The 22,812-nt window shown below is 65.0% G+C and carries 22 protein-coding genes, 1 tRNA gene and 1 pseudogene; 10 read left to right on the forward strand and 14 right to left on the reverse strand.

The genetic code is table 11. From position 1 onward, the window contains the following. The 4 genes and pseudogenes from PMI42_RS00340 to PMI42_RS00355 form a co-directional block, all read left to right on the forward strand. A pseudogene (locus PMI42_RS00340) lies at positions 1-504 on the forward strand (DNA polymerase III subunit gamma/tau); the annotation flags it as partial. Positions 505-531: 27 nt separating this feature from the next. After that, entirely contained in the window at positions 532-852 is a 321-nt protein-coding gene (locus PMI42_RS00345; protein ID WP_008129465.1) for a YbaB/EbfC family nucleoid-associated protein, read from the forward strand. 1 nt (position 853) lies between these two features. Next, positions 854-1,456: a recombination mediator RecR gene (gene recR / locus PMI42_RS00350; protein WP_008129467.1), complete on the forward strand. Its 603-nt coding sequence runs from the start codon at positions 854-856 to the stop codon at positions 1,454-1,456. Positions 1,457-1,486: 30 nt separating this feature from the next. Next, complete coding sequence (locus tag PMI42_RS00355) at positions 1,487-1,924, forward strand: hypothetical protein (protein ID WP_008129469.1); 438 nt, start codon at positions 1,487-1,489, stop codon at positions 1,922-1,924. A gap of 147 nt (positions 1,925-2,071) precedes the next feature. On the opposite strand, the gene PMI42_RS00360 is transcribed toward PMI42_RS00355, so the two are convergent. From PMI42_RS00360 to PMI42_RS00370, 3 genes are all read right to left on the reverse strand, one after another. After that, positions 2,072-3,436, reverse strand: coding sequence for an AmpG family muropeptide MFS transporter (locus PMI42_RS00360; protein ID WP_008129471.1), 1,365 nt, complete (start codon positions 3,434-3,436; stop codon positions 2,072-2,074). 160 nt (positions 3,437-3,596) lie between these two features. After that, positions 3,597-3,899: a GIY-YIG nuclease family protein gene (locus PMI42_RS00365; protein ID WP_008129472.1), complete on the reverse strand. Its 303-nt coding sequence runs from the start codon at positions 3,897-3,899 to the stop codon at positions 3,597-3,599. Positions 3,900-4,035: 136 nt separating this feature from the next. Continuing rightward, positions 4,036-5,235, reverse strand: a complete 1,200-nt coding sequence (locus PMI42_RS00370; RefSeq protein ID WP_008129474.1) for a DNA recombination protein RmuC — start codon at positions 5,233-5,235, stop codon at positions 4,036-4,038. A gap of 172 nt (positions 5,236-5,407) precedes the next feature. Here PMI42_RS00370 and def point away from each other — a divergent pair, with 172 nt between their 5' ends. From def to truA, 3 genes are all read left to right on the forward strand, one after another. After that, the gene (def, locus tag PMI42_RS00375) at positions 5,408-5,932 is read left to right on the forward strand and encodes a peptide deformylase (RefSeq protein ID WP_008129476.1); all 525 of its coding nucleotides are present in this window, start codon (positions 5,408-5,410) and stop codon (positions 5,930-5,932) included. A 12-nt stretch (positions 5,933-5,944) separates the two neighbouring features. Next, entirely contained in the window at positions 5,945-6,868 is a 924-nt protein-coding gene (gene fmt, locus PMI42_RS00380) for a methionyl-tRNA formyltransferase (protein ID WP_008129478.1), read from the forward strand. A 118-nt stretch (positions 6,869-6,986) separates the two neighbouring features. Then, positions 6,987-7,724, forward strand: coding sequence for a tRNA pseudouridine(38-40) synthase TruA (gene truA, locus PMI42_RS00385; RefSeq protein WP_008129481.1), 738 nt, complete (start codon positions 6,987-6,989; stop codon positions 7,722-7,724). A 170-nt stretch (positions 7,725-7,894) separates the two neighbouring features. Here truA and dapE read toward each other — a convergent pair whose 3' ends face one another. The 11 genes from dapE to rpmH form a co-directional block, all read right to left on the reverse strand. Then, positions 7,895-9,061, reverse strand: coding sequence for a succinyl-diaminopimelate desuccinylase (dapE, locus tag PMI42_RS00390; protein WP_008129483.1), 1,167 nt, complete (start codon positions 9,059-9,061; stop codon positions 7,895-7,897). Beyond that, a complete protein-coding gene (locus PMI42_RS00395; protein ID WP_008129484.1) occupies positions 9,058-9,696 on the reverse strand; it encodes a DUF805 domain-containing protein in 639 nt (212 codons plus the stop codon). Before PMI42_RS00395 ends, dapE begins: the two co-directional genes overlap by 4 nt. Before the next feature lie 233 nt (positions 9,697-9,929). Then, a complete protein-coding gene (dapD, locus tag PMI42_RS00400) occupies positions 9,930-10,775 on the reverse strand; it encodes a 2,3,4,5-tetrahydropyridine-2,6-dicarboxylate N-succinyltransferase (protein ID WP_008129487.1) in 846 nt (281 codons plus the stop codon). A 200-nt stretch (positions 10,776-10,975) separates the two neighbouring features. Next, positions 10,976-11,665, reverse strand: a complete 690-nt coding sequence (locus PMI42_RS00405) for a pyrimidine 5'-nucleotidase (protein ID WP_008129489.1) — start codon at positions 11,663-11,665, stop codon at positions 10,976-10,978. Between the two features lie 14 nt (positions 11,666-11,679). Continuing rightward, complete coding sequence (locus PMI42_RS00410) at positions 11,680-12,666, reverse strand: DUF1036 domain-containing protein (RefSeq protein WP_035964133.1); 987 nt, start codon at positions 12,664-12,666, stop codon at positions 11,680-11,682. A 77-nt stretch (positions 12,667-12,743) separates the two neighbouring features. Next, entirely contained in the window at positions 12,744-13,631 is an 888-nt protein-coding gene (argB, locus tag PMI42_RS00415; RefSeq protein ID WP_008129494.1) for an acetylglutamate kinase, read from the reverse strand. A gap of 168 nt (positions 13,632-13,799) precedes the next feature. Beyond that, positions 13,800-14,165, reverse strand: a complete 366-nt coding sequence (locus tag PMI42_RS00420; RefSeq protein WP_008129496.1) for a DUF423 domain-containing protein — start codon at positions 14,163-14,165, stop codon at positions 13,800-13,802. Further along, positions 14,165-14,818 (reverse strand): ribosome biogenesis GTP-binding protein YihA/YsxC, encoded by a 654-nt coding sequence (gene yihA, locus PMI42_RS00425; protein WP_008129498.1) that lies wholly within the window; start codon positions 14,816-14,818, stop codon positions 14,165-14,167. The genes PMI42_RS00420 and yihA overlap by 1 nt, the downstream gene beginning before the upstream one ends. A 117-nt stretch (positions 14,819-14,935) precedes the next feature. After that, a complete protein-coding gene (gene yidC / locus PMI42_RS00430) occupies positions 14,936-16,777 on the reverse strand; it encodes a membrane protein insertase YidC (protein WP_008129501.1) in 1,842 nt (613 codons plus the stop codon). Positions 16,778-16,794: 17 nt separating this feature from the next. Then, on the reverse strand, positions 16,795-17,244 hold the full coding sequence (gene rnpA, locus PMI42_RS00435; RefSeq protein ID WP_008129503.1) for a ribonuclease P protein component: 450 nt from the start codon (positions 17,242-17,244) through the stop codon (positions 16,795-16,797). A gap of 28 nt (positions 17,245-17,272) precedes the next feature. Further along, positions 17,273-17,407 (reverse strand): 50S ribosomal protein L34, encoded by a 135-nt coding sequence (gene rpmH / locus PMI42_RS37715; RefSeq protein WP_008542748.1) that lies wholly within the window; start codon positions 17,405-17,407, stop codon positions 17,273-17,275. A gap of 363 nt (positions 17,408-17,770) precedes the next feature. On the opposite strand from rpmH, the gene PMI42_RS00445 reads away from it, so the two are divergent. The 3 genes from PMI42_RS00445 (at position 17,771) to PMI42_RS00455 (ending at position 22,810) form a co-directional block, all read left to right on the forward strand. Beyond that, a complete protein-coding gene (locus PMI42_RS00445) occupies positions 17,771-19,270 on the forward strand; it encodes a sensor histidine kinase (protein WP_008129504.1) in 1,500 nt (499 codons plus the stop codon). 231 nt (positions 19,271-19,501) lie between these two features. Further along, a tRNA-Arg gene (locus PMI42_RS00450) sits at positions 19,502-19,578 on the forward strand. Positions 19,579-20,044: 466 nt separating this feature from the next. After that, positions 20,045-22,810 carry a T6SS phospholipase effector Tle1-like catalytic domain-containing protein gene (locus PMI42_RS00455; RefSeq protein ID WP_008129505.1) on the forward strand — a complete coding sequence of 922 codons (2,766 nt, stop codon included), beginning with the start codon at positions 20,045-20,047 and terminating at the stop codon, positions 22,808-22,810. Positions 22,811-22,812 lie beyond the last annotated feature (2 nt).

Genomic DNA, 22,812 nt, shown 5'->3' on the forward strand with positions numbered 1-22,812 from the left:
GGCGGCGCCCGCCCGCAGATGGCGGCGCCCGCGCCGGATCCGCAGGCTGCGGCCCCACAATTGCGCGTCACCAGCTTCAGCCAGCTCGTCGCACTCGCCGGGCAGAAGCGCGACCTCATGACCAAGGCCGCGCTCGAAGCGGACATGCGCCTCGTTCGTTTCGAGGAGGGCCGGCTCGAGGTGGCGCTCGAGCCGAACGCCTCCAAGACCATGATCACCGAGCTCGCGCGAAAATTCGAGCAGTGGACCGGCCGGCGCTGGACCGTGATCGTCTCCAACGAGCAGGGCCAGCCGACGCTGCGTTCGGTGAACCAGGCGGCGAAGCAGGAACATGCGCGCTCCGCTGAGGCCGATGCACGCGTGCAGGAGGTGCTGTCGCGGTTTCCGGGTGCGAAGGTCGTCGAGGTCCGCAGGCTTGCGCCCGAGACGCCGGAATCCAATATGAATGCCGACTATGGCAGTGACGATCCGCCCGACGGTTCCGAAGCCGACGACGATCTCTGAGCCGATCTTTTCAAGGACACGCGAGCTATGGCTGATTTTCTCGGCATGATGAAGCAGGCGGCGCAGCTGCAAACCAAGATGCAGGAGATGCAGGACGCGCTCGCCAATGTTGAGGTCGAAGGCATCTCCGGCGGCGGTCTCGTCGCCGTGCGCATGACCGCCAAGATGGACGTCAAGGGCATCAAGATCGATCCATCGCTGATGAAGCCGGAAGAGCGCGAGGTGCTGGAAGACCTGCTCGTCACCGCGCTCGGCGATGCCCGCCGCAAGGCGGAAACGGCGGTGCAGGAAAAGATGCAGTCGCTCACCGGCGGGCTCGGCCTGCCGCCGGGGCTGTTCGGCCAATAAGATGGGCGCGGTTGCAGGTCCCGAAATCGAGCGGCTGGTCCAGCTTCTCGCGCGGCTGCCGGGCCTCGGTCCGCGCTCGGCGCGGCGCGCCGCGCTGCACCTGATCAAGAAGCGCGAGGCGCTGATGATGCCGCTGTCATCGGCGATGCAGGTCGCGCTGGACAAGGTTCAGGTCTGCAAGACCTGCGGCAACATCGACACGCAAAATCCCTGCACGGTCTGCACCGATCCCAAGCGCGATGGCGCCATCATCGTCGTGGTTGCCGACGTTGCCGATCTGTGGGCGCTGGAACGCGCCAATGCGACCCAGGGGCGCTATCACGTGCTGGGCGCGACCTTGTCGCCGCTCGACGGCGTCGGCCCTCAGGACCTCACCATCGACGCGCTGGTCGCGCGCGCGCATGCGGCCGAGGTGCACGAAATCATCCTGGCGCTGAATGCGACGGTGGACGGCCAGACCACGGCGCATTACATCACCGACCTGCTTCAGGACGCCAACGTCAAAGTAACCCGGCTCGCCCATGGTGTGCCCGTCGGTGGCGAGCTTGATTATCTCGACGAAGGGACGCTATCGGCCGCGATGCGGCAGCGGACCCTGTTCTAGTTTTCCTACAGACCTGACGGAACGGACGACATGACGAAACGATTCGCCACTCGATTGGCTTTGGTCGCGACGATGCTGCTGGTGGCGACGCCGGCCATCTCGGCGCAGCAGGACGACGCGGCGCTGCCGGCGCCCAAGCCCGGCAAGCCGATCAACACCGGCGAGGTGCTGTCGGGCGAACTGACGGCATTGAAGGTGCGCGACGTCAAGAATGCCGGCAAGAGGATCGCGACCTACCAGATCACCTCCGAGCCGCGCCGCCTGCCGGCGCCGAACGGGCTGTGCAATCTCGAGACCGGGCCCGAGACGTTCCAGCTCGTCACCTCCAGCGACGCGCAGGCCACGCAGCTGAAATCGTTCGTCGGCAAGGAAATCTCGGTCAAGGTCGACGAAGTCGCCTGCGCCAGCGATCCCGGCCAGATGAGCGAAGCCGTGGTGACGAAGTGGAGCATCATCAAGAAGCAGTAGGGCGACGACGACGCCCCACGACAAGCTGCCGTAGGGTGGGCAAAGGCGCACCGCGCCGTGCCCACGACCTGTTTCCAATTCATGGCGTGATGGTGGCACGCTTCGCTTTGCCCACCCTATGGCACCGAGGATGTGGCGCGTGTTGTCCTACACCCTGACCGGCCCCAGCGTCTCGAAATGCCCGCGCTTCTGCAGCCAGGCCAGCAGCACCAGGCTCGGGATCGCCACCAGCACGCAGATCACGAAGAACAGCGCCCAGCCGGTGCTATCGGCCACGAAGCCGGCTCCCGATGACAGGTACGTCCGTCCCACCGCGGCGAGCGCGGTGAGCAGCGCATATTGCGTCGCGGTGTGCAGCGGGTTCTGGCACAGCGCGGAGAGATAGGCGACGAAGATCACGGTGCCGATGGCGCTGGTGAAGTTCTCGGCGCAGATGGCGAGCGCCAGCGCCCATTGATTGGTGCCGACCACCGCGAGCCAGGAGAAGGTGAGGTTGGCGAGCGCCTGCACCACGCCGCCGATCCAGAGCGAGGTCGCCAGCGGGTAACGCCGTGCGACAAAGCCGCCGGCGAAGCCGCCGATCAGCGTCGCGGCGAGGCCAACGCCCTTCACGATCGCCGCATAATCGTTTCGGGTAAAGCCGAGGTCGATCACGAACGGCGCGGTCATCGTGCCCGAGAAGGCGTCGGTGAACTTGAACAGCACGACGAAGGCGAGCGCGGCGAGCGCGTCCTTGCGCGACAGGAATTCCGAGAAGGCGCCGATCGCCGCGTGCAGCACGCGTGTGAACGCGCTCTCTTCCTGCGTCGCCGCCTCGGCTCGCACCGATTGCTCGGGTTCGGTCGCGGCCAGCGCCGTGATGGTTCCGATCAGCACCATCGCCGCCATCACCACATAGCCCCACATCCAGGCTGATTGGCGCGGGATGCCGGTGTCCTCGAAGCCCGAGACGATGAACAGCGCGCCCGCGGTCGAGACCAGCATGCCGATGCGATAGGCCGCGACATAAGCGGCCATGCCGGCTGCCTGCTCGCTCTCGGGCAGGCTCTCGACGCGGAAGGCATCGACCACGATGTCCTGCGTCGAGGACATCGTCGCCACCAGCAGCGCGCCCAGCGCGACATAGAACGGCGAGCGCGCGGGGTCGGTGAGCGCGAGCAGCAGGATCGCGACGATCAGCAGCAATTGCGAGAACAGCAGCCAGCCGCGCCGCCGTCCGAACGCGCGCGTGAACAGCGGCACATGCAGCGCATCCACCAGCGGCGCCCACAGAAATTTCAGCGTGTAGGGCGTGCCGACCAGCGCAAACAGCCCGATGGTCTTGAGATCGACACCCGCCTCGCGCATCCACACCAGCAGCGTCGAGCCCGACAGCGCGAGCGGCAGCCCGGAGGAGAAGCCGAGGAACAGCACCATCAGCACCCGCGGTTGCAGGTACACGGCAAGACTGTCGCGCCAGGAGGTGGCAGGGGCGGGAGTAGCGGCGGGGGACGTCGCGTCGGGTGCGGTCATGGGGCGGTGTTAGCAGATTCTGGGGGTGGCTAGGGAGGTGTCGTCGCCTTCTCGGTGTCATCGTCCGCGAAGGCGGACGATCCAGTACCCGCCGGCGTCTCGATTCAACCACAACCGCCGCGGCGTACTGGATACCCCGCCTTCTCGGGGTATGACACCATCATGGTGGCCCGGCTATCCCTGAATAAAGATCATCCCAATTCGGGTTGTTCTTCTCGATCAATCGGACCTTCCAGGCCCTATTCCACTTTTTAAGACGCTTCTCCCGCTTGATCGCGTTCTCTGGATCGTCGAACTGTTCAAAATAGACGAGCCTTGCCACGTCGTACTTTTCCGTGAAGCTCTCGATGAGTTTTGACTTGTGCTCCGCCACTCGGCGAATGAGGTCATTGGTCACGCCAATGTAAAGCGTGCCGCCAATTTTGCTGGCTAGGATGTAGACGTAGTAGCACCGCGTGCCCATCCGCCGCCTCTCCCTCCGCTGTCATCGTCCGCGAAGGCGGACGATCCAGTACTCACCAGCGTTTCGGTTTGAACCACTACCGCTGCGGCATACTGGATGCCCCGCCTTCGCGGGGCATGACGGTGTGCCCTAAATTCTACTCCCCCGCCTGAAGCTTCCTTGGAAACAGCTCTGCCGCACCCGTCGTCACCAGGTGCGGGGCTTCCGGCGCATCGGTCTTGCTGAAGTCCAGCTCCTCGATCCGTCCGGCGCGCTTCTCGATCTTGTCGGCGGAGATTAGGATCTGGCGAACGTCCTCGTTGGCGTCGGCAAAGTGCTTCTGCAATTTCAGCACGCGGTCGCGCAGGCGGCCGAGATCGTCGCCGAGCTTGATCACTTCGGTCTGGATCTGGTCGGCGGCATCGCGCATGCGCGCGTCCTTCATGATCTGCTGCATCACCTGGATCGCGAGCATCAGCAGCGAGGGCGATACCAGCACCACGCGGGAGCGATAGGCCTTCTGGATCACGTCGTCGAAGCCGTCATGGATCTCGGCGTAGACCGATTCCGACGGCACGAACATCAGCGCCATCTCCTGGGTCTCGCCGGTGACGAGATATTTTTCCGCGATGTCGCTGACATGTTTCATCACGTCGCCGCGCAGCCGCTGCGTGGCGACGCGCTTCTCCTCGTCGGTGCGGGCGTCGTGCAGCGCGGTCATCGCCTCCAACGGAAATTTCGCGTCGATGCAGAGCGGGCGCTGGTCGGGCAGGAACACGACGCAGTCCGGGCGTTTTCCCGTCGAGAGCGTGAACTGGAATTCGTAGGCGCCCTTCGGCAGTCCGTCCTGGACGATCGCCTCCATCCGCGCCTGGCCGAAGGCGCCGCGCGACTGCTTGTTGGCGAGCACATCGCGCAAGGTGGTGACCTGCGTGGTGAGGTCGGTGAGGTTCTTGTGCGCGTTGTCGATGATGCCGAGCCGCTCGTGCAGCGCGTGCAGGCTCTCCATGGTGTTGCGGGTCGAGTGCTCCATGGACTGGCCGACCCGATGAGTGACCGAATCCAGCCGCTCGTTGACCGCGCGGGCCATCTCGGCCTGGCGGCCGGCCAGCGCCTGGGTCATGGCGTCGGCGCGGCCGGCGGCCTCGCTCTGGGCGTGGAGGACCTGGCTGAGGCGTTCCTCGAGCTCGTCGGCGCGGATGGCATTCGCCATCGCGAGTTCCGCGCCGCGCCGGCCCGAGCGTGCGATCACCACGGCGATGACCAGCAACAGGATGAGGACCAGGGCGCCGAAGCCGACCAGCGCATCGACGATGCGCACCGGCCAGTCGCCAGCCATGAAAATGATCTCGTTCATGCCTGCCCTTCTAGCCGATTCGGCCGTCGACACGAACGAATAGCGAACATTTCCGGTAAATGCCCCGTTAATTTTTATGGTTAACGAAACCTGAAGTTTTATGGTTAGCGGAGGGTTAACGGGGTTCCGCAGCCGCATTGACCGCATCCGGCATGCGGCTTAAATCGCGGCCATGGCCCTCAGAGAAATCATCATCCTCCCCGACAGGCAGCTGCGTCTGGTCTCCAAGCCGATCGAGAAGGTCACGTCGGAGATCCGCAAGCTTGCCGACGACATGCTAGAGACCATGTACGATGCGCCCGGCATTGGCCTGGCCGCGATCCAGATCGCGCAGCCGTTGCGGCTGATCACCATGGACCTCGCCAAGCCCGACGAGAGCGGCGAGACCACGCCGCTTCCACGCGTCTTCATCAACCCCGAGATCATCGCCTCGTCGGAGGAGTTGTCGGTCTACGAGGAGGGTTGCCTGTCGATCCCCGAATATTACGAGGAGGTCGAGCGGCCCGCCAAGGTGCGCGTGCGCTTCACGGATCTCGACGGCAAGGTGCACGAGGAGGATGCCGAAGGCCTCTACGCTACCTGCATCCAGCACGAGATCGACCATCTCAACGGCGTGCTGTTCGTCGACTATCTGTCGAAGCTGAAGCGTGACCGCGTCATCAAGAAGTTCGAGAAAGCCGCCAAGCGCGCGGAGTAAGGTTCTCCGTCGATGCCTCTCCGCCTGATCTTCATGGGCACGCCCGATTTCTCCGTGCCGACGCTGCTCGAGCTGGTCTCGCACGGCCACGAGATCGTGGCCGTCTACACCCGTGCGCCGAAGCCGGGGGGGCGGCGCGGCCTGCAATTGCAGCCGACCCCGGTCGAGGAAGCCGCGCGAAGACTTGGCATTCCCGTGCTGACGCCGAAGACGTTGAAGACGCCGGAGGCGCAGGACGAGTTTCGCGCCTTTGACGCGGATGCCGCCGTCGTCGTCGCCTATGGCATGATCCTGCCGCAGGCGATCCTCGATGCGCCAAAGCTTGGCTGCTACAATCTGCACGCCTCGCTCCTACCGCGCTGGCGCGGTGCCGCCCCCATCAACCGCGCGATCATGGCCGGCGATGCCGAGAGCGGCGTGATGGTGATGAAGATGGATGTCGGCCTCGACACCGGCGACGTCGCCATGGCCGAGCGCCTCGCCATTACCGACACCATGACCGCGCTCGACCTGCACGATCGCCTCTCGCGCCTGGGTGCCGATCTGATGGTGCGCGCGATGGCTGCGCTCGACCGCGGCGGGCTTCAGCTCAAGAAGCAGAGCGAGGATGGCGTCACTTATGCCGCCAAGATCGACAAGGCCGAGGCGCGCATCCACTGGACCAAGCCCGCGCGCGATGTGCTGCGCCACATCCACGGCCTGTCGCCGTTTCCCGGTGCCTGGGCCGAGCTTGAGAATGCGCGCGTGAAAATCCTGCGCTGCGAGCTGGCGAAAGGCTCGGGCACCCCGGGCGAGGTGCTCGATGACCAGCTCACCATCGCCTGCGGCGACGGCGCGATCCGCATCCTCGAGCTCCAGCGCGAGGGCAAGGCGCGGATGCAGGCCGTGGACTTCCTGCGGGGCGTGCCGTTGAAAGCGGGCGCCAAATTCACCTGACACTGTCATACCCCGCGAAGGCGGGGTATCCAGTACGCCGAGGCCTCTCGGCTGAATAGAGATGTCTCGGAGTACTGGATCATCCGCCTTCGCGGATGATGACACCACCCGGATTGAGATGCCCCGCTACAAGCTCACCATCGAATATGACGGCGCACCGTTCTTCGGCTGGCAGGTGCAGGACACGCTGCCCTCCGTGCAGGGCGCGCTGGAGGCGGCGGTGAAGGCGATGACCGGCGCGAATCTGCGCGTGCATGGCGCCGGCCGCACCGATGCCGGCGTGCATGCGCGCGGCCAGGTCGCGCATGTCGACATCGAGAAACAGTTTCCGCCGGGCCGTTTTCGCGACGGGCTCAACGCGCATCTGCGCCCGCATCCGATCGCGGTGCTCGAGGCCGAGATCGTGGCTGATAGTTTTGAAGCGCGCTTCTCGGCGGTCAAGCGTCACTACCGCTACCGTGTGGTCAACACCCGCGCCAATCTCGCGCTCGACATCGGCCACGCCTGGCGCGTGCCGCGCCGTCTCGACAGCGACGCGATGCATGCGGCCGCACAGCGCCTGCTCGGCAAGCACGATTTTACGACGTTTCGCGACGCCGAGTGCCAAGCCAAGTCGCCGGAGAAGACGCTCGACCAGCTCGACGTGCTGCGCGATGGCCGCGAGATCACGATCATCACCTCGGCGCGCTCGTTCCTGCACAGCCAGGTGCGCTCGATGGTGGGATCGCTGGTCTGGGTCGGCGAAGGCCGCTGGACCGCCGACGATCTCTCCGCGGCGCTGGAAGCCCGCAACCGCGCCGCCTGCGGCATCGTCGCGCCGCCGGACGGGCTGTATCTCATGCAGGTGGATTATTAGAGAGGCCGTGCGGGTCGGAGCTCTCGCTCCGCCCACCACTGTCATTCCCCGCGAAGGCGGGGAATCCAGTACGCCGCGGCGCCTCGGTTCAATCAGTGCTGTCTCGGATTACTGGATTGCCCGCCTTCGCGGGCAATGACAGCGGAGGACGAGGCGGCGGCATTAGCGCCCTACCCAAAATACCGCGTCAGTATCCCGCGATACACCTGCGTCAGCTTCTCCAGATCCACCACCGGCACGCGCTCGTTGACCTGGTGCATGGTCTGTCCCACCAGCCCGAACTCGATCACCGGGCAATAGCTCGAGATGAAGCGTGCATCCGACGTGCCGCCTGATGTCGACAGCTCCGGCTTCCGCCCCGTCACTTCCTCGATCGCGGAGACCGCAAGGTCGGTGAACGGGCCCGGCTTGGTTACGAACACGTTCGAGTTCGAGGGCTCCCAGACGATGCGGGCCTTGATGCGGTTGCCGCAGGCTTTTGCCAGCCGCGTCTCGACCAGCTCACGCAGGCTCGCCTGGGTGTGGTTGTCGTTGTAGCGGATGTTGAATTTTGCGCGGGCCTCGCCGGGGATGACGTTGCTCGCCTTGTTACCGACGTCGACCGAGGTGAATTCGAGATTGGAGGCCTGGAACTGCGCGCTGCCATGGTCGAGCGGCTCGTCGCTGATCGCCACGATCAGCCGCGAGATATCAGGCACCGGATTGGAGGCGCGGTGGGGATAGGCGACATGGCCCTGCACGCCGTCGACGTAAAGCGTGCCGGACTGCGAGCCGCGGCGGCCGACCTTGATGGTGTCGCCGAGCGTCTCGACATTGGACGGCTCGCCCAGCACGCAATGATCGAATGTCTCGCCGCGCTCGGCGGCCCATTTCAACAGCTTGATGGTGCCGTTGATGGAGACGTCTTCCTCGTCGCCGGTGATCAGGAACGAGATCGAGCCGTTTCCGTCTGCACGCGGCTTGCCGCCATTGACGGCGAGATGCTCCAGCACGGCGGCGACCGAGCAGGCGATGCCGCCCTTCATGTCGACCGCGCCGCGGCCGTGCAGAAAGCCGTCCTTTACCTCGCCGGAGAACGCGCCGACGCTCCAGGCACTCTCGTCGCCGGGCGGCACCACGTCGGTGTGGCCGGCAAAGGTGATGTGCGGGCCTTCGGTGCCGATCCGCGCGTAGAGATTGTCGACGTCGGCGGTGCCGGGCTCGCTGAACGTCACGCGGTGGCAGGTGAAGCCCGCGGCGCTGAGGGCTGTTTCAAGCACCCCGAGCGCACCGGCGTCGGCCGGGGTTACCGAGGGGCAGCGGATGAGATCGCGGGCAATGGAAAGAGCATCGGTCATGCGCCCCGCTTAACATGCATGCCGCCGGGTGGGCTAGCGCTGGGCGGCACCAATTCGAGCTCGCTCTGCTGCTCCCAGCTTTTTGCAGGGGACGGGCCGTCCTCCGTCCCGGCCAGTGGATCGGGACCAAACCGGTTATCGCCCGCGCTGCCGGCTACGCAGAACATCTCGACAAACCCCCACAGCCACAGGATCGTCGCGACCAGCCAGAATGCAAGCATCCATGTGGAGTCGGGCAGCAGGTCCGAGAACTGGTTGTAGAGGCCGGGAAGGAAGAAGAACGGAACGATCCACCAGCCGCGCTTGTCGCGATCATGCAGCCGCTTGATCGCGGTCGCGAGGTAGATCCAGAGGAACAGTGACAAGCCGAACGCCTTGAGGATCAGGTTGGTGCGGTCAAGAGACGTCAGCGAGGGAAACGCCCGCGGGTCGGCCAGCTTGAACAGGTCGTCGAGGCCGAAGTCGAAATCGAGCTTCAGGGACAGCTTCAACGCCCCCTCGGCGTCGATGAGGCGGATGACCTGACCGATCACGCCGAGCAGGGCCGCCAGCACCGCGACGATCAGCAGCGCCTGCCACAGCAGGGCGCGGTTGATGCGGCCGTCGAAGCGGAAGAGGTACCAGGTCCAGTCCATGCGAAAGGCTCCAGACGGGGGCAGCCGCCCGGAAATTGGTCGCGATGGGGGGAGGGTGGGTTCGATGCAGTCCTAAACCCGTCATCCTGGTGCGAGCCGCGCGGCGCAGCGCGCCGTGCGGGGGGCCTCGAAGGATGGACGGCCGAGATGCCGCCGGGCCGTCGCCCTTCGAGGGCCGCCGAAGAGGCGGCCACCTCAGGGTGACGGTTAGGGCATGTCGTTCGCGGCTCAGATCAGTCCCGCAGCAGCTCGTTGATGCTGGTCTTGGAGCGCGTGCGCTCGTCGACGCGCTTGACGATCACGGCGCAGGCGGTGCTCGGGCCGATCTGGCCGTTCTTCATGGGCTTGCCGGGCAGGGCGCCGGGCACCACTACCGAATACTCCGGCACCTCGCCGATGAAGATCTCGCCGGTGTCGCGGTCGACGATCTTGGTCGAGGCGCCCAGGAACACGCCCATCGCCAGCACCGCGCCCTTGCGCACGATCACGCCTTCGGCGACCTCCGAGCGCGCGCCGATGAAGCAGTCGTCCTCGATGATCACGGGCTCGGCCTGCAGCGGCTCGAGCACGCCGCCGATGCCGGCGCCGCCGGAGATGTGCACGCGCTTGCCGATCTGCGCGCAGGAGCCGACGGTGGCCCAGGTGTCGACCATGGTGCTCTCATCGACATAGGCGCCGAGATTGACGAAGGACGGCATCAGCACGACGTTCTTGGCGATGAAGGCCGAGCGGCGGACGACCGCGCCCGGCACGGCGCGGAAACCGGCATCGCGAAAGCGGTTCGGGCCCCAGCCCTCGAACTTCGAGGGCACCTTGTCCCACCAGCTCGCCTTGCCGGGACCGCCGCCAATGACATCCATGTCGTTGAGGCGGAACGACAGCAGCACCGCCTTCTTCAGCCACTGATTGACCTTCCACTTGCCGTCGGCGCCGCGCTCGGCGACGCGGGCCTCGCCCTTGTCCAGGGTCTCCAGCGCCTGCTCCACGGCCTCGCGCACCTCGCCCTTGGTCGAGGTCGAGATGCCGTCACGCGCGTCGAAGGCGCTGTTGATGGTGGATTCGAGGGCTTGGAGGGACATCGGGATTTCCTCTCGGGAAGGCGTGGTTTCGTGTGAATTGGAGCGCTTTTTCGGGATTTGGAGGGACGGAGTCAAGGCATACTCCGCCGTCGTCCCGGACAAGCGCGGCCCTGTAGCCCGGATGGAGCGCAGCGCATCCGGGAAAGTCTCTCCGCGGCGAGGGGCCCCGGATTACGCTGCGCTCCATCCGGGCTACGGGCCTACCGAAATAGCTCGCCCAAAAATCCCGCCAGATCGTCCGTGACGTGGTCGACATAGGCCGCATCCCGGCCCGCCAGTTCCCAATCCTCGCGCACCACTTCCTTGGTGCCGTCTGGCACCACCAGCACCGTGGTCATGCCGAGCTCGTGCGGGACGGTGAGGTTGCGGGCGAGGTCTTCGAACATTGCCGCCTGGGTCGGATCGACCGAATGGTCCGAGAGAAATTTCCGATAGGTCTGCGGCGCCGGCTTCGGCTCGAACCCGGCCGCGATGATGTCGAACACGCCGTCGAAATGCGCTCCCAGACCGAGCCGCGCCAGCACCGCATCGACATGATCGACCGAGCCGTTGGTCAGGATCAGTTTTCGTCCCGGCAGCTTTGCGATGGCCGCGCCGAGCGCCGGGTTCGGCTCCAGCGGCGAATGGTCGATCTTGTGGACGTAGGCGAGGTAGTCGTCGGCGCGCACGTCGTGCAGGGTCATCATGCCGCGCATGGTGGTGCCGAAGCGCAGATAATAGTCCTTCTGGATCCTGCGCGCTTCGGCCGGCTCCACGTTCAGCCAGTTGCAGACGAACTCGCCGATCCGCGCATCGACCTGCTGCCACAGATTGACGTGATGCGGATAGAGCGTGTTGTCGAGGTCGAACACCCAGGTCTCGACATGGGCGAAGGTGCGGGGGGATTTCATCAAAACTCTCTCAATCACGGCATCGCAAACCGCAGCGTCTTGCCGCCGCTAGACATGTCCACCGGGCCAAAACCCGTCGCCGCGAATCCGCGCGCGGGACAATCGGTCTGCTCAACGGTCTCGAACTTCGTCTCGCGCGTGCAGAGCTGCTTGTCGCCGCCCCAGCTCAGCGGCTTGTCCTTCAGCTTGATGGCGCGGTTGTCGGCATCGATCGCCTCCGCGAAGCTGAAGATCTGCTTCGGCTGGCCGGTCACGTCGGGATGCAGGCACTTGCCGGGATCGATCCGGTACCAGCCGCGGCTGGTCACGGACTTGCCGTCGTCGGTGGCGATGGCCGCCATCACCTTGTGCGGCGTGTCGTTGCACCAGGTCAGGCCGCTTGGTGACGGCGTCTGTGTCGCATCGACCATGGTCTTGAAGAAGTTCGGCGACGACACGGCATCGGACGGCAGGCCGCGGCTCTTCAGGAATGCGGCCAGTGCGCCTTGAGTCTTCGGTCCGTCGACGCCGTCGATCGCGCCGACGTCGTAACCGATGATCACCAGCAGGCGCTGGATGCCGGCAAGGCGCGCCTGCTCGTCGTCATATTCGGAATCCTCGGCGAGATAGGCGATGAGGTTGCCGTCGTCGCCCTGCGTCGGCGTCACCTGCGTGAAGGCGGCCTGGGTCTGGCCGCTGCGGCACTGCCGCGCCGCCGCGATGACGAAATTGTCCTGCGCCACGCACAGCGTGTCGCTGCCGTTCTGCGGGATCGGGGAGGCGCCATAGACGCCGAGCGCGCGGGCATTGAGCAGGATGCGGTCGGCGGAGAGCGTGCCCTGCACCACCACGCGGCAGGTGGCGGGATCGATCCTGAACCAGCCGCGCGTCGCTGTCGCGGCCTTGTCGTCGATGCCGATCGCGGCCTCGACGACATAGGACATGCGGTTGCAGATCTTGAGGTCGGCCAAGGCCGGCGCGGAGGAGAAGACAAACGAGACGGCTGCGGCCGGCAGCGTCATCAGGAAGCGCGTCAGGGCCGAGCGGCGGTGTCGCCGCTCTTGCCCGGCCATGCCGCCGCTCTTTGTCCGCTCGCGCCTCACTTGTGGATCAGCGTCCCCGTGCCCGTGTTGGTGAAGAGCTCGAGCAGCACCGCGTGCTGCATCTTGCCGTCGATGATGACGACGCCCTCGACGCCCTGTTCGAGCGCGTAGATGCAGGTCTCGACCTTCGGGATCATGCCGCCGGAAATGGTGCCGTCGGCGATCAGTTTTCGCGCGTCCTTCACCGACAGCTGCGGGATCAGCTTCTTCGACTTGTCAAGCACGCCGGGCACGTCGGTGAGCAGCAGGAGGCGCTTGGCCTTCAGCGCGCCGGCGACGGCACCGGCAAAGGTGTCGGCGTTGACGTTCAGCGTCTGGCCTTCCTTGGAGGTCGCAAGCGGCGCCAGCACCGGGATCAGCTCGTAGCCGATCAGCTGGTTGAGCAGCGTGAGATCGACCTTTTCAGGATCGCCGACGAAGCCGAGATCGACCGCCTTCTCGATATGCGAGTCCGGATCGACGATGGAGCGCGTCGTCTTCGACGCCTTCACCATGTTGGCGTCCTTGCCGGACAGCCCCACGGCCTTGCCGCCGGCTTCGTTGATGTAGCCGACGATCTGCTTGTTGACGGAGCCGGCCAGCACCATCTCGACGATCTCGATGGTCGCGGCATCGGTGATGCGCAGGCCCGCGGCGAATTCCGACTGGATGCCGAGACGCTTGAGCATGGTCGCGATCTGCGGCCCGCCGCCATGCACCACCACCGGATTGATCGCAGTCTGCTCCAGCAGCACGATGTCGCGGGCAAAGTTCTTCGCGGTCTCTTCGTCGCCCATGGCATGGCCGCCATATTTGATGACGATGGTTTCTTCGTCATACTGCTGCATGTGCGGCAGCGCTTCGGACAGGATGCGGGCCTGGTCGAGCGGGGAGATTTCGGTCATGTCGCGGATCTCGCTGGCGGGATACTCGGGCCGCGTTCTATCTGATTGGCGGGGGCAGCGCAAAGTGTGGCTGGCATGCCGACGTAGCCCGGATGGAGCGCAGCGTAATCCGGGAATCTATCCGCGAATTCGGCCCCGGATTGCGCTGCGCTCCATCCGGGCTACGGTCTACGGACCGCGCTTCGCCGCCACCGCCGCCAGCGTCACCGCCAGCCAGCTCAAAATCATCACCGTCCCGCCCGTCGGCGCCGCATACGGAAACAACGCGTGCCCCGCATATTGCCGCAAGGTGAGGTCGCCCGCGAACAGCGCGGCGCCGGTCACGAAGCCAAAAGCCGCCATGAGGCCAATTCCGCCGTGCAGAAGGCCGCGCGCGAGCAGCGCGACGCCTGCAAGTATGGCAGTTGCATGAAACAGCAGCATGGCGCTCGCCGAGGCAAGCCGGCTGGCATCGCCGCCATGGGCGGAGGCCGCGGCCAGCGCGACGCCGGCGGCGCCCATCAAACCGGCAAGCCCAATCAGCAGGCGGGCCATCACTTGCTTCGCTCTTCCAGGAGCTTGGCCATTGCGGCGCGCAAGCTCTCCATGCCGGCCGAGCTGCGCGAGGAGGTCGCGAGCACGTTCGGGAACGCGGCCGGATGTTTGGCCAGCGCCGCCTCGGTCTCGGCGATGCGCGACTCGAGTTCGGTGGCCTTCACCTGGTCGGCCTTGGTCAGCACGACCTGGTAACTCACGGCGGAGCGGTCGAGCGTCTTCAGAATCTCGAGGTCGACATCCTTCAGCCCGTGCCGCGCGTCGACCAGCACATAGACCCGCGCGAGCGAGGCGCGGCCGAGCAGGAATGTGTGGATCAACTCGGTCCAGGATGCGACCTGGCTCTTGGGCGCCTTGGCGTAGCCGTAGCCGGGCATGTCGACGAGGCGCAGGTCATTTTTCCCGGGGACCTCGAAGAAGATCAGTTCCTGGGTGCGGCCGGGCGTGTGCGAGGTGCGCGCCAGCGCATTGCGTCCCGTCAGCGCGTTGATCAGGCTGGACTTGCCGACATTGGAGCGGCCGGCAAAGGCGATCTCCAGCCCATCCATCGGCGGCAGCGTCGCAATCGAGGGCGAAGCCCAGATGAACTGCCAGTCGCGCGCGAACAGTTTTCGCCCGGCCTCGATCAGCTTCGCATCTTTGTCGTCGGTCATGCGAAGGCTTTCAGTTGTTTAGTCCGTCATTGCGAGCGCAGCGAAGCAATCCAGAGTGCCTCCGCGGAAACAGTCTGGATTGCTTCGTCGCTTCGCTCCTCGCAATGACGGAAAGGCCTACGTCGCCTTCTTCGCGAACGTCGCCTTGAGATTGTCGAACAGCTCCACCTTCACGCCGTTGCGGCGCATGATGAAGCTCTGCTGCAGCACCGAGAGCGTGTTGTTCCAGGCCCAGTAGATCACGAGACCTGCGGGGAAGCCCGCCAGCATGAAGGTGAAGATCAGCGGCATCCAGTTGAAGATGAGCTGCTGGGTCGGATCCGGCGGCGTCGGGTTCAGCTTCATCTGGAACCACATCGTGATGCCCATGATGATCGGCCAGATGCCGAGCGCGAGGTAGTGGCCGAACAGCGGAATCGTGGTTGGGTCGAACGGGATCAGCCCGAACAGGGTGAACAGATTGGTCGGATCGGGCGCGGAGAGGTCCTTGATCCAGCCGAAGAACGGCGCGTGCCGCATCTCGATGGTGACGAACAGCACCTTGTAGAGCGAGAAGAACACCGGGATCTGGATCACCACGGGAAGACAGCCGGCGACCGGGTTGATCTTCTCCTTGCGGTAGATCTCCATCATCTCCTGCTGCTGCTTCACCTTGTCGTCGGGATAGCGCTCCTTCAGCGCCTGAAGCTGCGGCTGGACCGACTTCATCTTCGCCATCGAGGCGTAGGACTTGTTCGCCAGCGGGAAGAACAACAGCTTCACGATCACGGTCACGAGCAGGATCGAGATGCCGAAATTGCCGAAGAAGCGGTAGAAGAAGTCGAGGCCGAGGAACATCGGCTTGGTGATGAAATAGAACCAGCCCCAGTCGATCAAGAGATCGAAATGGTTCAGCCCCAGCTCCTTGTTGTAGCCGCCGAGGCCGGCGAACGGGAACACGCCGACGACGCCGGCTTCCTTGGCACCGGCGAACAGCCGCGCGTTTGCGGTCGCGGTGCCGCCGATCGCGACGGTGACGGGGTCGAGAAGATAGTCGGTCTGGTAGGTGTGGACGTTGCCGACCGGGTTCGACGAGAAGCGCGCCTGGAGCTGCGCGCTGGTATCAGGCAGCAGCGCCGAGGCCCAGTACTTGTCGGTCATGCCGAGCCAGCCATTGGTGGCCTTGAAGTTCACCGTCTTGGCTTCGTCGATCTTCTTGTAGGCGTATTCCTGCAGGCCATCGAGATAGCCGATCAGGCCTTCGTGCAGGATGTAGTAGCCCGAGACCTGCGGCGTGCCGTGGCGCGAGATCAGTGCGAACGGATAGAGCGTAACCGGCGAATTGCCGACGTTGCTCACCTCGTCCTTGATGGTGAAGAGATAATGATCGTCGACCGCGATGGTGCGGCGGAAGGTGAGGCCCTCGCCATTGTCCCATTTCAGCACCGCCGGCGTCGTCGGCGTCAGGCTGCCGCTGCCGTCCTGCTGCCAGACGGTCTGGGCATCGGGCATCTTCGACGTTACGCCGGTTGCCGCCACCCAGCCGAACTCGGCGTAATAGGGCTCTGCCGTGCCCGAGGGCGAATAGAGGATGATCGCCGGCGATTTCGGGTCGACCGTTTCGCGGTACTGCACCAGTGCGAGGTCGTCGATGCGGCCGCCCTTCAGCGAGACGCTGCCGGTCAGCCGCGGCGTGTCGATCTTCACGCGCGGGCTGGCGGCAATCGCGGTGTCGCGGGCAACGACCGGCTGGGCCTGCTGGCTCGCGCCCGGTGTCGACGGTTGGGCCGCGCCGGCCTGCGGCGTGGTGCCGGGCGTTGCGGACGCCGTCGGCTGCGGCGTGGTCTTCTGCTGCAGTTCGGCCGCCTGCTGCTGGGCGCGCTGCTTCTCCATCGCCGGCACGTTGTAGAAATATTGCCAGGCGATCAGGACGAGGCCCGACAGAATGACGGCGAGGATGGTGTTGCGATTGTCGGTCATCTTCTAATGTCTCGTCATCAATCGGGTTTGCGGCTGGCAGCAGGAGCGGGGCTGGGCCTCTGGCCGCGTCCCTTCGGCTGTCCCTCGGTCGATCCCTTGCCGGATCGCTTGTCGATGACCTTGGGCGTATGCCGTGCGGGCTTGGTGAACGCTATGCGCAGATCGTCGAGCATGGTGGCGAAGTCGCGCGATAGCGCGTCCCTTCGGCCGACCAGGACATAATCATGATGGGGCTGCATCGACACCGGGTCGAGCCGCTTCACCAGTTCGCGAAGCCGGCGCCGGATGCGATTGCGCTGGGGGGCGTTGCCGTTCTTTTTGGTAACGGTGAAGCCGATCCGGATCGGGCCGCCGTCGTCGCGGTCAAGGCGTCGGCGGTCAAGGCTTTGCAGGACGAACGCGGGACTATTCGCCCGCGCGCCATTGGCAACGGCGAGGAAATCCGCCCGCTGCCTCAGCCGATCCATGATGAAATCCCAAAAATGGGGGTCCGGCTCAGGCGCTCAGACGCTTGCGGCCGCGGGCGCGGCGGGCGGCGAGAACCTTGCGGCCGCCGGCGGTCGCGAGACGGGCACGGAAACCGTGACGGCGCTTGCGCACCAGTTTGCTGGGTTGATAAGTCCGCTTCACGGGTTTTTCTCCGCTGACCGGGCAATTTGCCTGTAGAATTGATGGAAAGTCCGGAAGACGCGGCCCAAAACGGGCCATTTCGGCCCCAAGAGAGCCGCTCCCGGCGTCACACCGGGTCATCGCGGACAATTTGGCCGGCTTATAAGGGAGCGTCTGGTTTTCGTCAACGTCGCAAGAACGCACGATTCCCGTGAATATCGCTGTTTGAGCGGGGTTTTTAACCCATGAGGTGGCGACTCGTCCTATCAGCGCTTACATCCCACCTTGGCAGATTAGCGATCCGTAATTTGACCGGACCGGGGGCGGGCCGCATCCTTCACCCGCCAGATCGTTCACCGGGCAAATTCAGCGAGGACGAATTTCGTGGCAGCGACAGACCTCCAGCCGATCCAGGATACGGATCAGCCGGACCCGCCGGCGATGCGGCCGCGCGGTCCTGCCGGGCTGGGGCTGTCAGGCAAGCTGCTGCTGCTCACCGTCCCCCTGGTGATGATCGCAGCGATCCTGCTTTACGTCCCCGCCATCGCCAACTTCTGGGTCAACCGGCTCAACGACCGCGTCGCGGCGGCCAATACGGCGGCGCTGGTGCTGGACGCCGCGCCGCTCGGCATGGTCCCCGATTCGCTGTCGCGCGAGATCCTGAAAAGCATCAATGCCCGCGCCGTCGCCATCAAGATGGGGCAGCAGCGCCGGCTGCTCGCCAGCGACAATTTGCCCTCCGCGATCGAGCACGATGTCGACCTGCGCGACATGACCGTGTGGGAGGCGATTACCGGCTCGTTCCAGATGATGCTGGAGACCGGCAACCAGCCGATCCGCATCGTCGGCCCCGGCGTCGGCAACGCCCAGTTCGTCGAAATCGTCACCGACGAACTGCCGCTGCGGCAGTCGATGTACCGCTTCTCCCGCAATGTCGTGGTGGTCGCGCTGATCATCGGGGTGCTGACCGCGGGCCTGGTCTATCTCGCGCTCCACTATCTCTTCGTGCGGCCGATGCGGCGGCTCACCGCCAGCCTGGTCGGCTTCCACGAAAACCCCGAAAGCGCGGCCCGGATCATCGTGCCGAGCCAGCGCAGCGACGAGATCGGCGTGGCCGAACGCGAATTGTCCGACATGCAGCGCGACCTGATGTCGATGCTGCATCAGAAGAGCCGCCTTGCCGCGCTCGGCCTCGCGGTGTCCAAGATCAACCACGATCTGCGCAATCTGCTGGCCTCGGCGCAGCTCCTGTCAGATCAGCTCGCCAGCGTGCCGGACCCGCGGGTGCAGCGCTTTGCGCCAAAGCTGGTGCGCTCGCTCGAGCGCGCCATCGCCTTCTGCCAGTCGACGCTGTCCTATGGCCGCGCCCAGGAGGCCGCGCCCGACCGCCGCATGATCATGATCGAGCCCGTGGTGCTGGAGGTGCGCGAGACCGCGGGCCTTGCCAGCGACGCCTCGATCGCCTGGGTCGCCGCGATCGAGCGCGGGCTCGCGGTCGATGCCGACCCGGACCAGCTGTTCCGCGTGCTGCTCAATCTCGTCCGCAACGCCGCCCAGGCGCTGGAAAGCCATGCCTCGGCCGAGGGCGGCGCGCAGCAGATCCGGATCACGGGCAAGCGCGAAGGCGCCGTTGCCATCCTCGAGGTCTCCGACACCGGCCCGGGCGTGCCCCAGAAGACCCGGGATCACCTGTTCGAGGCGTTCCAGACGTCGGGGCGCCCCGGCGGCAGCGGACTTGGCCTTGCCATTGCGGCCGAACTGGTCCGCGCCCATGGCGGCGACATCCATCTGGTCGAAGGCACTCTCGGCGCCACCTTCCGGATCGTCATCCCCGACCGCCCCGTGGAACTCCTCTCCATCCGCAACGAGCGGCAGCGGGCGTAGGTCGGTCAAAGGCCGACGTTTCCACTAGCTTTGCCTACCCATCCGTCATTCCGGGCCTGGTCCTGCGGGCCATCCCGGAATGACGACGGTGAGGTGGAAATACGCGAAAATCTCCCCATCCCAGACCTTGCCAACCGCGACAAGAGCGGTTAGTCAGAGCGCTCTTTCGCACCCCTCCGGCGCTGTCCGGAGGCTGCCTGCGGGCCAAAGCCCGCACTGTTCGCGAAAAACGCGCCCGTAGCTCAGCTGGATAGAGCATCAGACTACGAATCTGAGGGTCGGACGTTCGAATCGTTCCGGGCGCGCCATTTTCCGGTCTTGCACGATATCGGTGCTCGGCGTCGGCGACGACGAGACTCAGTGCGCGCTGGCTGGAAGGCCAGGGATCAGGGCCGTTGTGCTGCCCCGCCTTCAAACTTGTGTCGCGCGATTCTGGATCAAGATTGCCGCGACCGATCGCCTGGACGATTTCATCACGCCGAGACCGGCATCGCTCCCGTGACCGGATCGCAGCTTCAGGACAAGGCTTTGTCTTTCGGCTAGCGAGCGCCGTCCGGAGCCTGCGAACCCATCGGCAGTTGTTGCGGTGCGTCGCGCGTCCTGCACACGTCGTGCTTGACGAGGAAGATGGCGCAACCTAGCGTTTGGCGCGGCAAGCCGAGGGCTGGCGAGCAGGCGCGTGAGAGCAAGTGCATACGATGCCGGTCGACCCGGTGGTGTCGCTGTGCTCTGAATCGAACTGCTCGCGCGATGCGGACGTATTCGCGAGGGGCAATGACTCACGAATCCACTCTTCCATCTCGCGAAGCAGCCGGCGAGAGCACGGCTGCGACCGACGTCTCCGCGATCACCCCATCCGGACGCAAGATCGTCGTCTTCGCCGACGGAACGGGAAACGCGTTCTCGACGCAGGAGTCGAACGTCTGGCGGCTTTACGAAGCGCTCGACCGCACCAAACCGGACCAGATTGCCTATTACATCAAAGGTGTCGGCACCGCCGGCTGGAAGCCGTTCGCGATCCTCGACGGGATCACGGGTATCGGCGTTCCGTCAAACGTTCGCACTCTCTATCGCTTTCTTTGCTGGACCTGGAAGCCCGGCGACGAGATCTACATCTTCGGATTCAGCCGGGGCGCCTTCACGGCACGCACGCTCGCGGGATTGATCGCATCGGAAGGCCTCGTCCCTGCCGCCATCGACGGCGAGGGGGTCTCGCACGCCGACATGGAGCGCAATGCGATGGCGGCCTGGCGCGCCTATCGCAGCAAGAGCGTGAAATCGGGGCAGGTGTGGCCGACCGTGCTGGTGGGACGATGGATCCGCGATGCGATCCTGCTCGCCAGGCAAATGACGATCGGGAAGCTTCTCAAGCACCTATCGTATGACGAGGTCCAGGTAAAACGCAAAGAGGCCGACGATTGCCTCGAGCGCGAGATGCGCGCAAGCGCCGGCCCCGATGTGTCGCCGGAGCAGATCGCCGAAAGCAGGCGGGACAACGTCCACGTCGAGTTTCTCGGCGTCTTCGATACCGTCGAGGCGTTCGGGGTGCCGATCGAAGAGCTTCGCGTCGCGATCGACTACGTGATATGGCCGATCTCGTTCCGCAACGGGAAGCCCCATGCGAAGATCAAGCGCATCCGCCATGCGCTGGCTCTCGATGACGAGCGCACCACCTTTCACCCGATCCGCTTCGATCAGAGCGACGAGAACGAGGAGCAGAGGAAACGGGGACGCATCAAGGAGGCCTGGTTCGCAGGCGTGCATTCCGATGTCGGTGGTGGTTATCCGGACGGCAATCTCTCTTATGTCCCGCTGACCTGGATGGCCGGTCAGGTCGAGAACGATTTGCGTTTCCAGCCGAACCGCATCGATTATTTCCGCGCGTATCAGTCGGTGATCGGACCGGTGCATGATTCGCGGGCGGGTGCCGCGATCATGTATCGCTACAGTCCCCGGCCCATCGAGAACGACCCTGCCTATGGCGGACCGCCGGTGGTCCACCACAGCGTCGTTCAGCGCATGTTGCACGGCTCCGACAATTACGCGCCGATCACCCTTCCGGCGGAGGCGCGCGTCTGGCTGCCGGGAACGACCGGCGAAACGGCGGATCTGACCGAGCCCGCGCGGGCCCGCGTACGGACGAGCTGGCAAGCACCGGCCGCTTCGAGCCAGGCCCGCCAGGACAACGCCGCCGCAGGAGAGGCAGCCGTCCGGCAGTTGCCGCCGCCGAACTCCGGCATCGTGCAACTCACGCTCGACATCGTCTGGTGGCGCCGCGTCTCCTATTTCGTGCTGCTGGCTCTGCTGGCCGTCGTTCTCGCATGGCCGAAGCTTGCCGCAGAGATCGTCGCAGGCCTGAGATATCTGGCTGAACTGGTCGGACTGAGCCGCTTTTACGGAGGATTGGAGGAGGGCAACGACAGGGTCGCCCGCGTGCTCGCGATTCCGTTCGATATCGTCAAGACGTTCGTCCCCGCGGCCGCGGGTGTATGGCTCGATACGGCGCGGACATATCCGCTGCTGACCATCGTCCTCGCTCTCCTGATCTATGCCGCGCTGAAATGGGCGACGTCTCTGCGCGACCGGATCCACGCCCGTGCGCGCCTCGCATGGATTCATCCTGATCGAAAGATCGCGGGCGACGAACGCAAGGCGATGATGCCGCAGGGGCAGGATGGATCGCGCAGCTTCGCCCGAAAAAGGCGCCTCGGCCCGGTCTCCAATGGCCTGGCAAAGCTGTTCTCGACATGGATATTCCCGGGAACGCTTCTGCTTGGCCTTTTCGCCGTGCTCGTCGTCGCCAGCGGCCGCTCGGCGTTCAACTGGTACGCGGGTCGCAATACGCCCATGTGCGCGACCGCGGGCGAGACGGTCGTCCCCGAACAGCTGGTGAAGGCAGAGAAGCTGTTCGAGACGAGCTCCATGTGCTGGGGCAGTGGTCTCTTCCTCGAGAAAGGCTACAAGTACCGCATCCTGATCAAGGTGAAGGAGCCCTGGTTCGATCGTACGATCATGTCGGGGCCGAACGGCTTCCAGCGTCCGCTCCTCAGCGCGCACGGGATCGCGCTGCCCGTCCGTCGATGGTACGGAGCCGACTGGTTTCAGCCGATCGCGCGTATCGGCAAATGGGGGACGGACGAGCTTGCGCTCGTGGCGGTCAACCAGATGCCGGCGGATGAGGCGCCGCGCAAGATCCCGCCGAAGCTCGAGAAGGAGCTTCCGGATCACGTGGAGTACAGTCCGACCGCTGAGATGACGAAGAAGAATCGGAACGCGGGCTGTCGCCTGCTTGCGTTCGACCGGATCGATCCGTCGGCCCTGCCCGCAGCCCAGGAGACCTGGAAGCAGCAGGGATTTGCAGAGCAATTCGTCGCGGAGTTCATCGCGCCGGAGTCAGGCGAGCTGTTTCTTTATCTGAACGATGCAATCCAGATTCTGCCCTTCCTCGGTCCCTACGATTGTTACTACGGCAACAACAGCGGCACCGCGGAGGTCTACCTGCAGCGCGTGCCGATGCCGATGCCGCTGACGTCGAATTGACG

This window comes from Bradyrhizobium sp. YR681 (genome assembly GCF_000282615.1).
Classification (GTDB): Bacteria; Pseudomonadota; Alphaproteobacteria; order Rhizobiales; family Xanthobacteraceae; genus Bradyrhizobium.

What these genes read in the sequence shown, in the direction of transcription:
- yihA (WP_008129498.1), bottom strand. Translation starts at nt 14,818, where the DNA reads ATGACCGACGACAAAGATGCGAAGCTGATCGAGGCCGGGCGAAAACTG.
- truA (WP_008129481.1), top strand. Translation starts at nt 6,987, where the DNA reads ATGCCCCGCTACAAGCTCACCATCGAATATGACGGCGCACCGTTCTTC.
- PMI42_RS00420 (WP_008129496.1), bottom strand. Translation starts at nt 14,165, where the DNA reads ATGGCCCGCCTGCTGATTGGGCTTGCCGGTTTGATGGGCGCCGCCGGC.
- PMI42_RS00355 (WP_008129469.1), top strand. Translation starts at nt 1,487, where the DNA reads ATGACGAAACGATTCGCCACTCGATTGGCTTTGGTCGCGACGATGCTG.
- PMI42_RS00370 (WP_008129474.1), bottom strand. Translation starts at nt 5,235, where the DNA reads ATGAACGAGATCATTTTCATGGCTGGCGACTGGCCGGTGCGCATCGTC.
- rnpA (WP_008129503.1), bottom strand. Translation starts at nt 17,244, where the DNA reads ATGGATCGGCTGAGGCAGCGGGCGGATTTCCTCGCCGTTGCCAATGGC.
- PMI42_RS00395 (WP_008129484.1), bottom strand. Translation starts at nt 9,696, where the DNA reads ATGGACTGGACCTGGTACCTCTTCCGCTTCGACGGCCGCATCAACCGC.
- PMI42_RS00345 (WP_008129465.1), top strand. Translation starts at nt 532, where the DNA reads ATGGCTGATTTTCTCGGCATGATGAAGCAGGCGGCGCAGCTGCAAACC.
- def (WP_008129476.1), top strand. Translation starts at nt 5,408, where the DNA reads ATGGCCCTCAGAGAAATCATCATCCTCCCCGACAGGCAGCTGCGTCTG.
- PMI42_RS00455 (WP_008129505.1), top strand. Translation starts at nt 20,045, where the DNA reads ATGACTCACGAATCCACTCTTCCATCTCGCGAAGCAGCCGGCGAGAGC.
- PMI42_RS00365 (WP_008129472.1), bottom strand. Translation starts at nt 3,899, where the DNA reads ATGGGCACGCGGTGCTACTACGTCTACATCCTAGCCAGCAAAATTGGC.
- recR (WP_008129467.1), top strand. Translation starts at nt 854, where the DNA reads ATGGGCGCGGTTGCAGGTCCCGAAATCGAGCGGCTGGTCCAGCTTCTC.
- PMI42_RS00405 (WP_008129489.1), bottom strand. Translation starts at nt 11,665, where the DNA reads ATGAAATCCCCCCGCACCTTCGCCCATGTCGAGACCTGGGTGTTCGAC.
- argB (WP_008129494.1), bottom strand. Translation starts at nt 13,631, where the DNA reads ATGACCGAAATCTCCCCGCTCGACCAGGCCCGCATCCTGTCCGAAGCG.
- PMI42_RS00410 (WP_035964133.1), bottom strand. Translation starts at nt 12,666, where the DNA reads ATGACGCTGCCGGCCGCAGCCGTCTCGTTTGTCTTCTCCTCCGCGCCG.
- fmt (WP_008129478.1), top strand. Translation starts at nt 5,945, where the DNA reads ATGCCTCTCCGCCTGATCTTCATGGGCACGCCCGATTTCTCCGTGCCG.
- PMI42_RS00360 (WP_008129471.1), bottom strand. Translation starts at nt 3,436, where the DNA reads ATGACCGCACCCGACGCGACGTCCCCCGCCGCTACTCCCGCCCCTGCC.
- yidC (WP_008129501.1), bottom strand. Translation starts at nt 16,777, where the DNA reads ATGACCGACAATCGCAACACCATCCTCGCCGTCATTCTGTCGGGCCTC.
- dapD (WP_008129487.1), bottom strand. Translation starts at nt 10,775, where the DNA reads ATGTCCCTCCAAGCCCTCGAATCCACCATCAACAGCGCCTTCGACGCG.
- dapE (WP_008129483.1), bottom strand. Translation starts at nt 9,061, where the DNA reads ATGACCGATGCTCTTTCCATTGCCCGCGATCTCATCCGCTGCCCCTCG.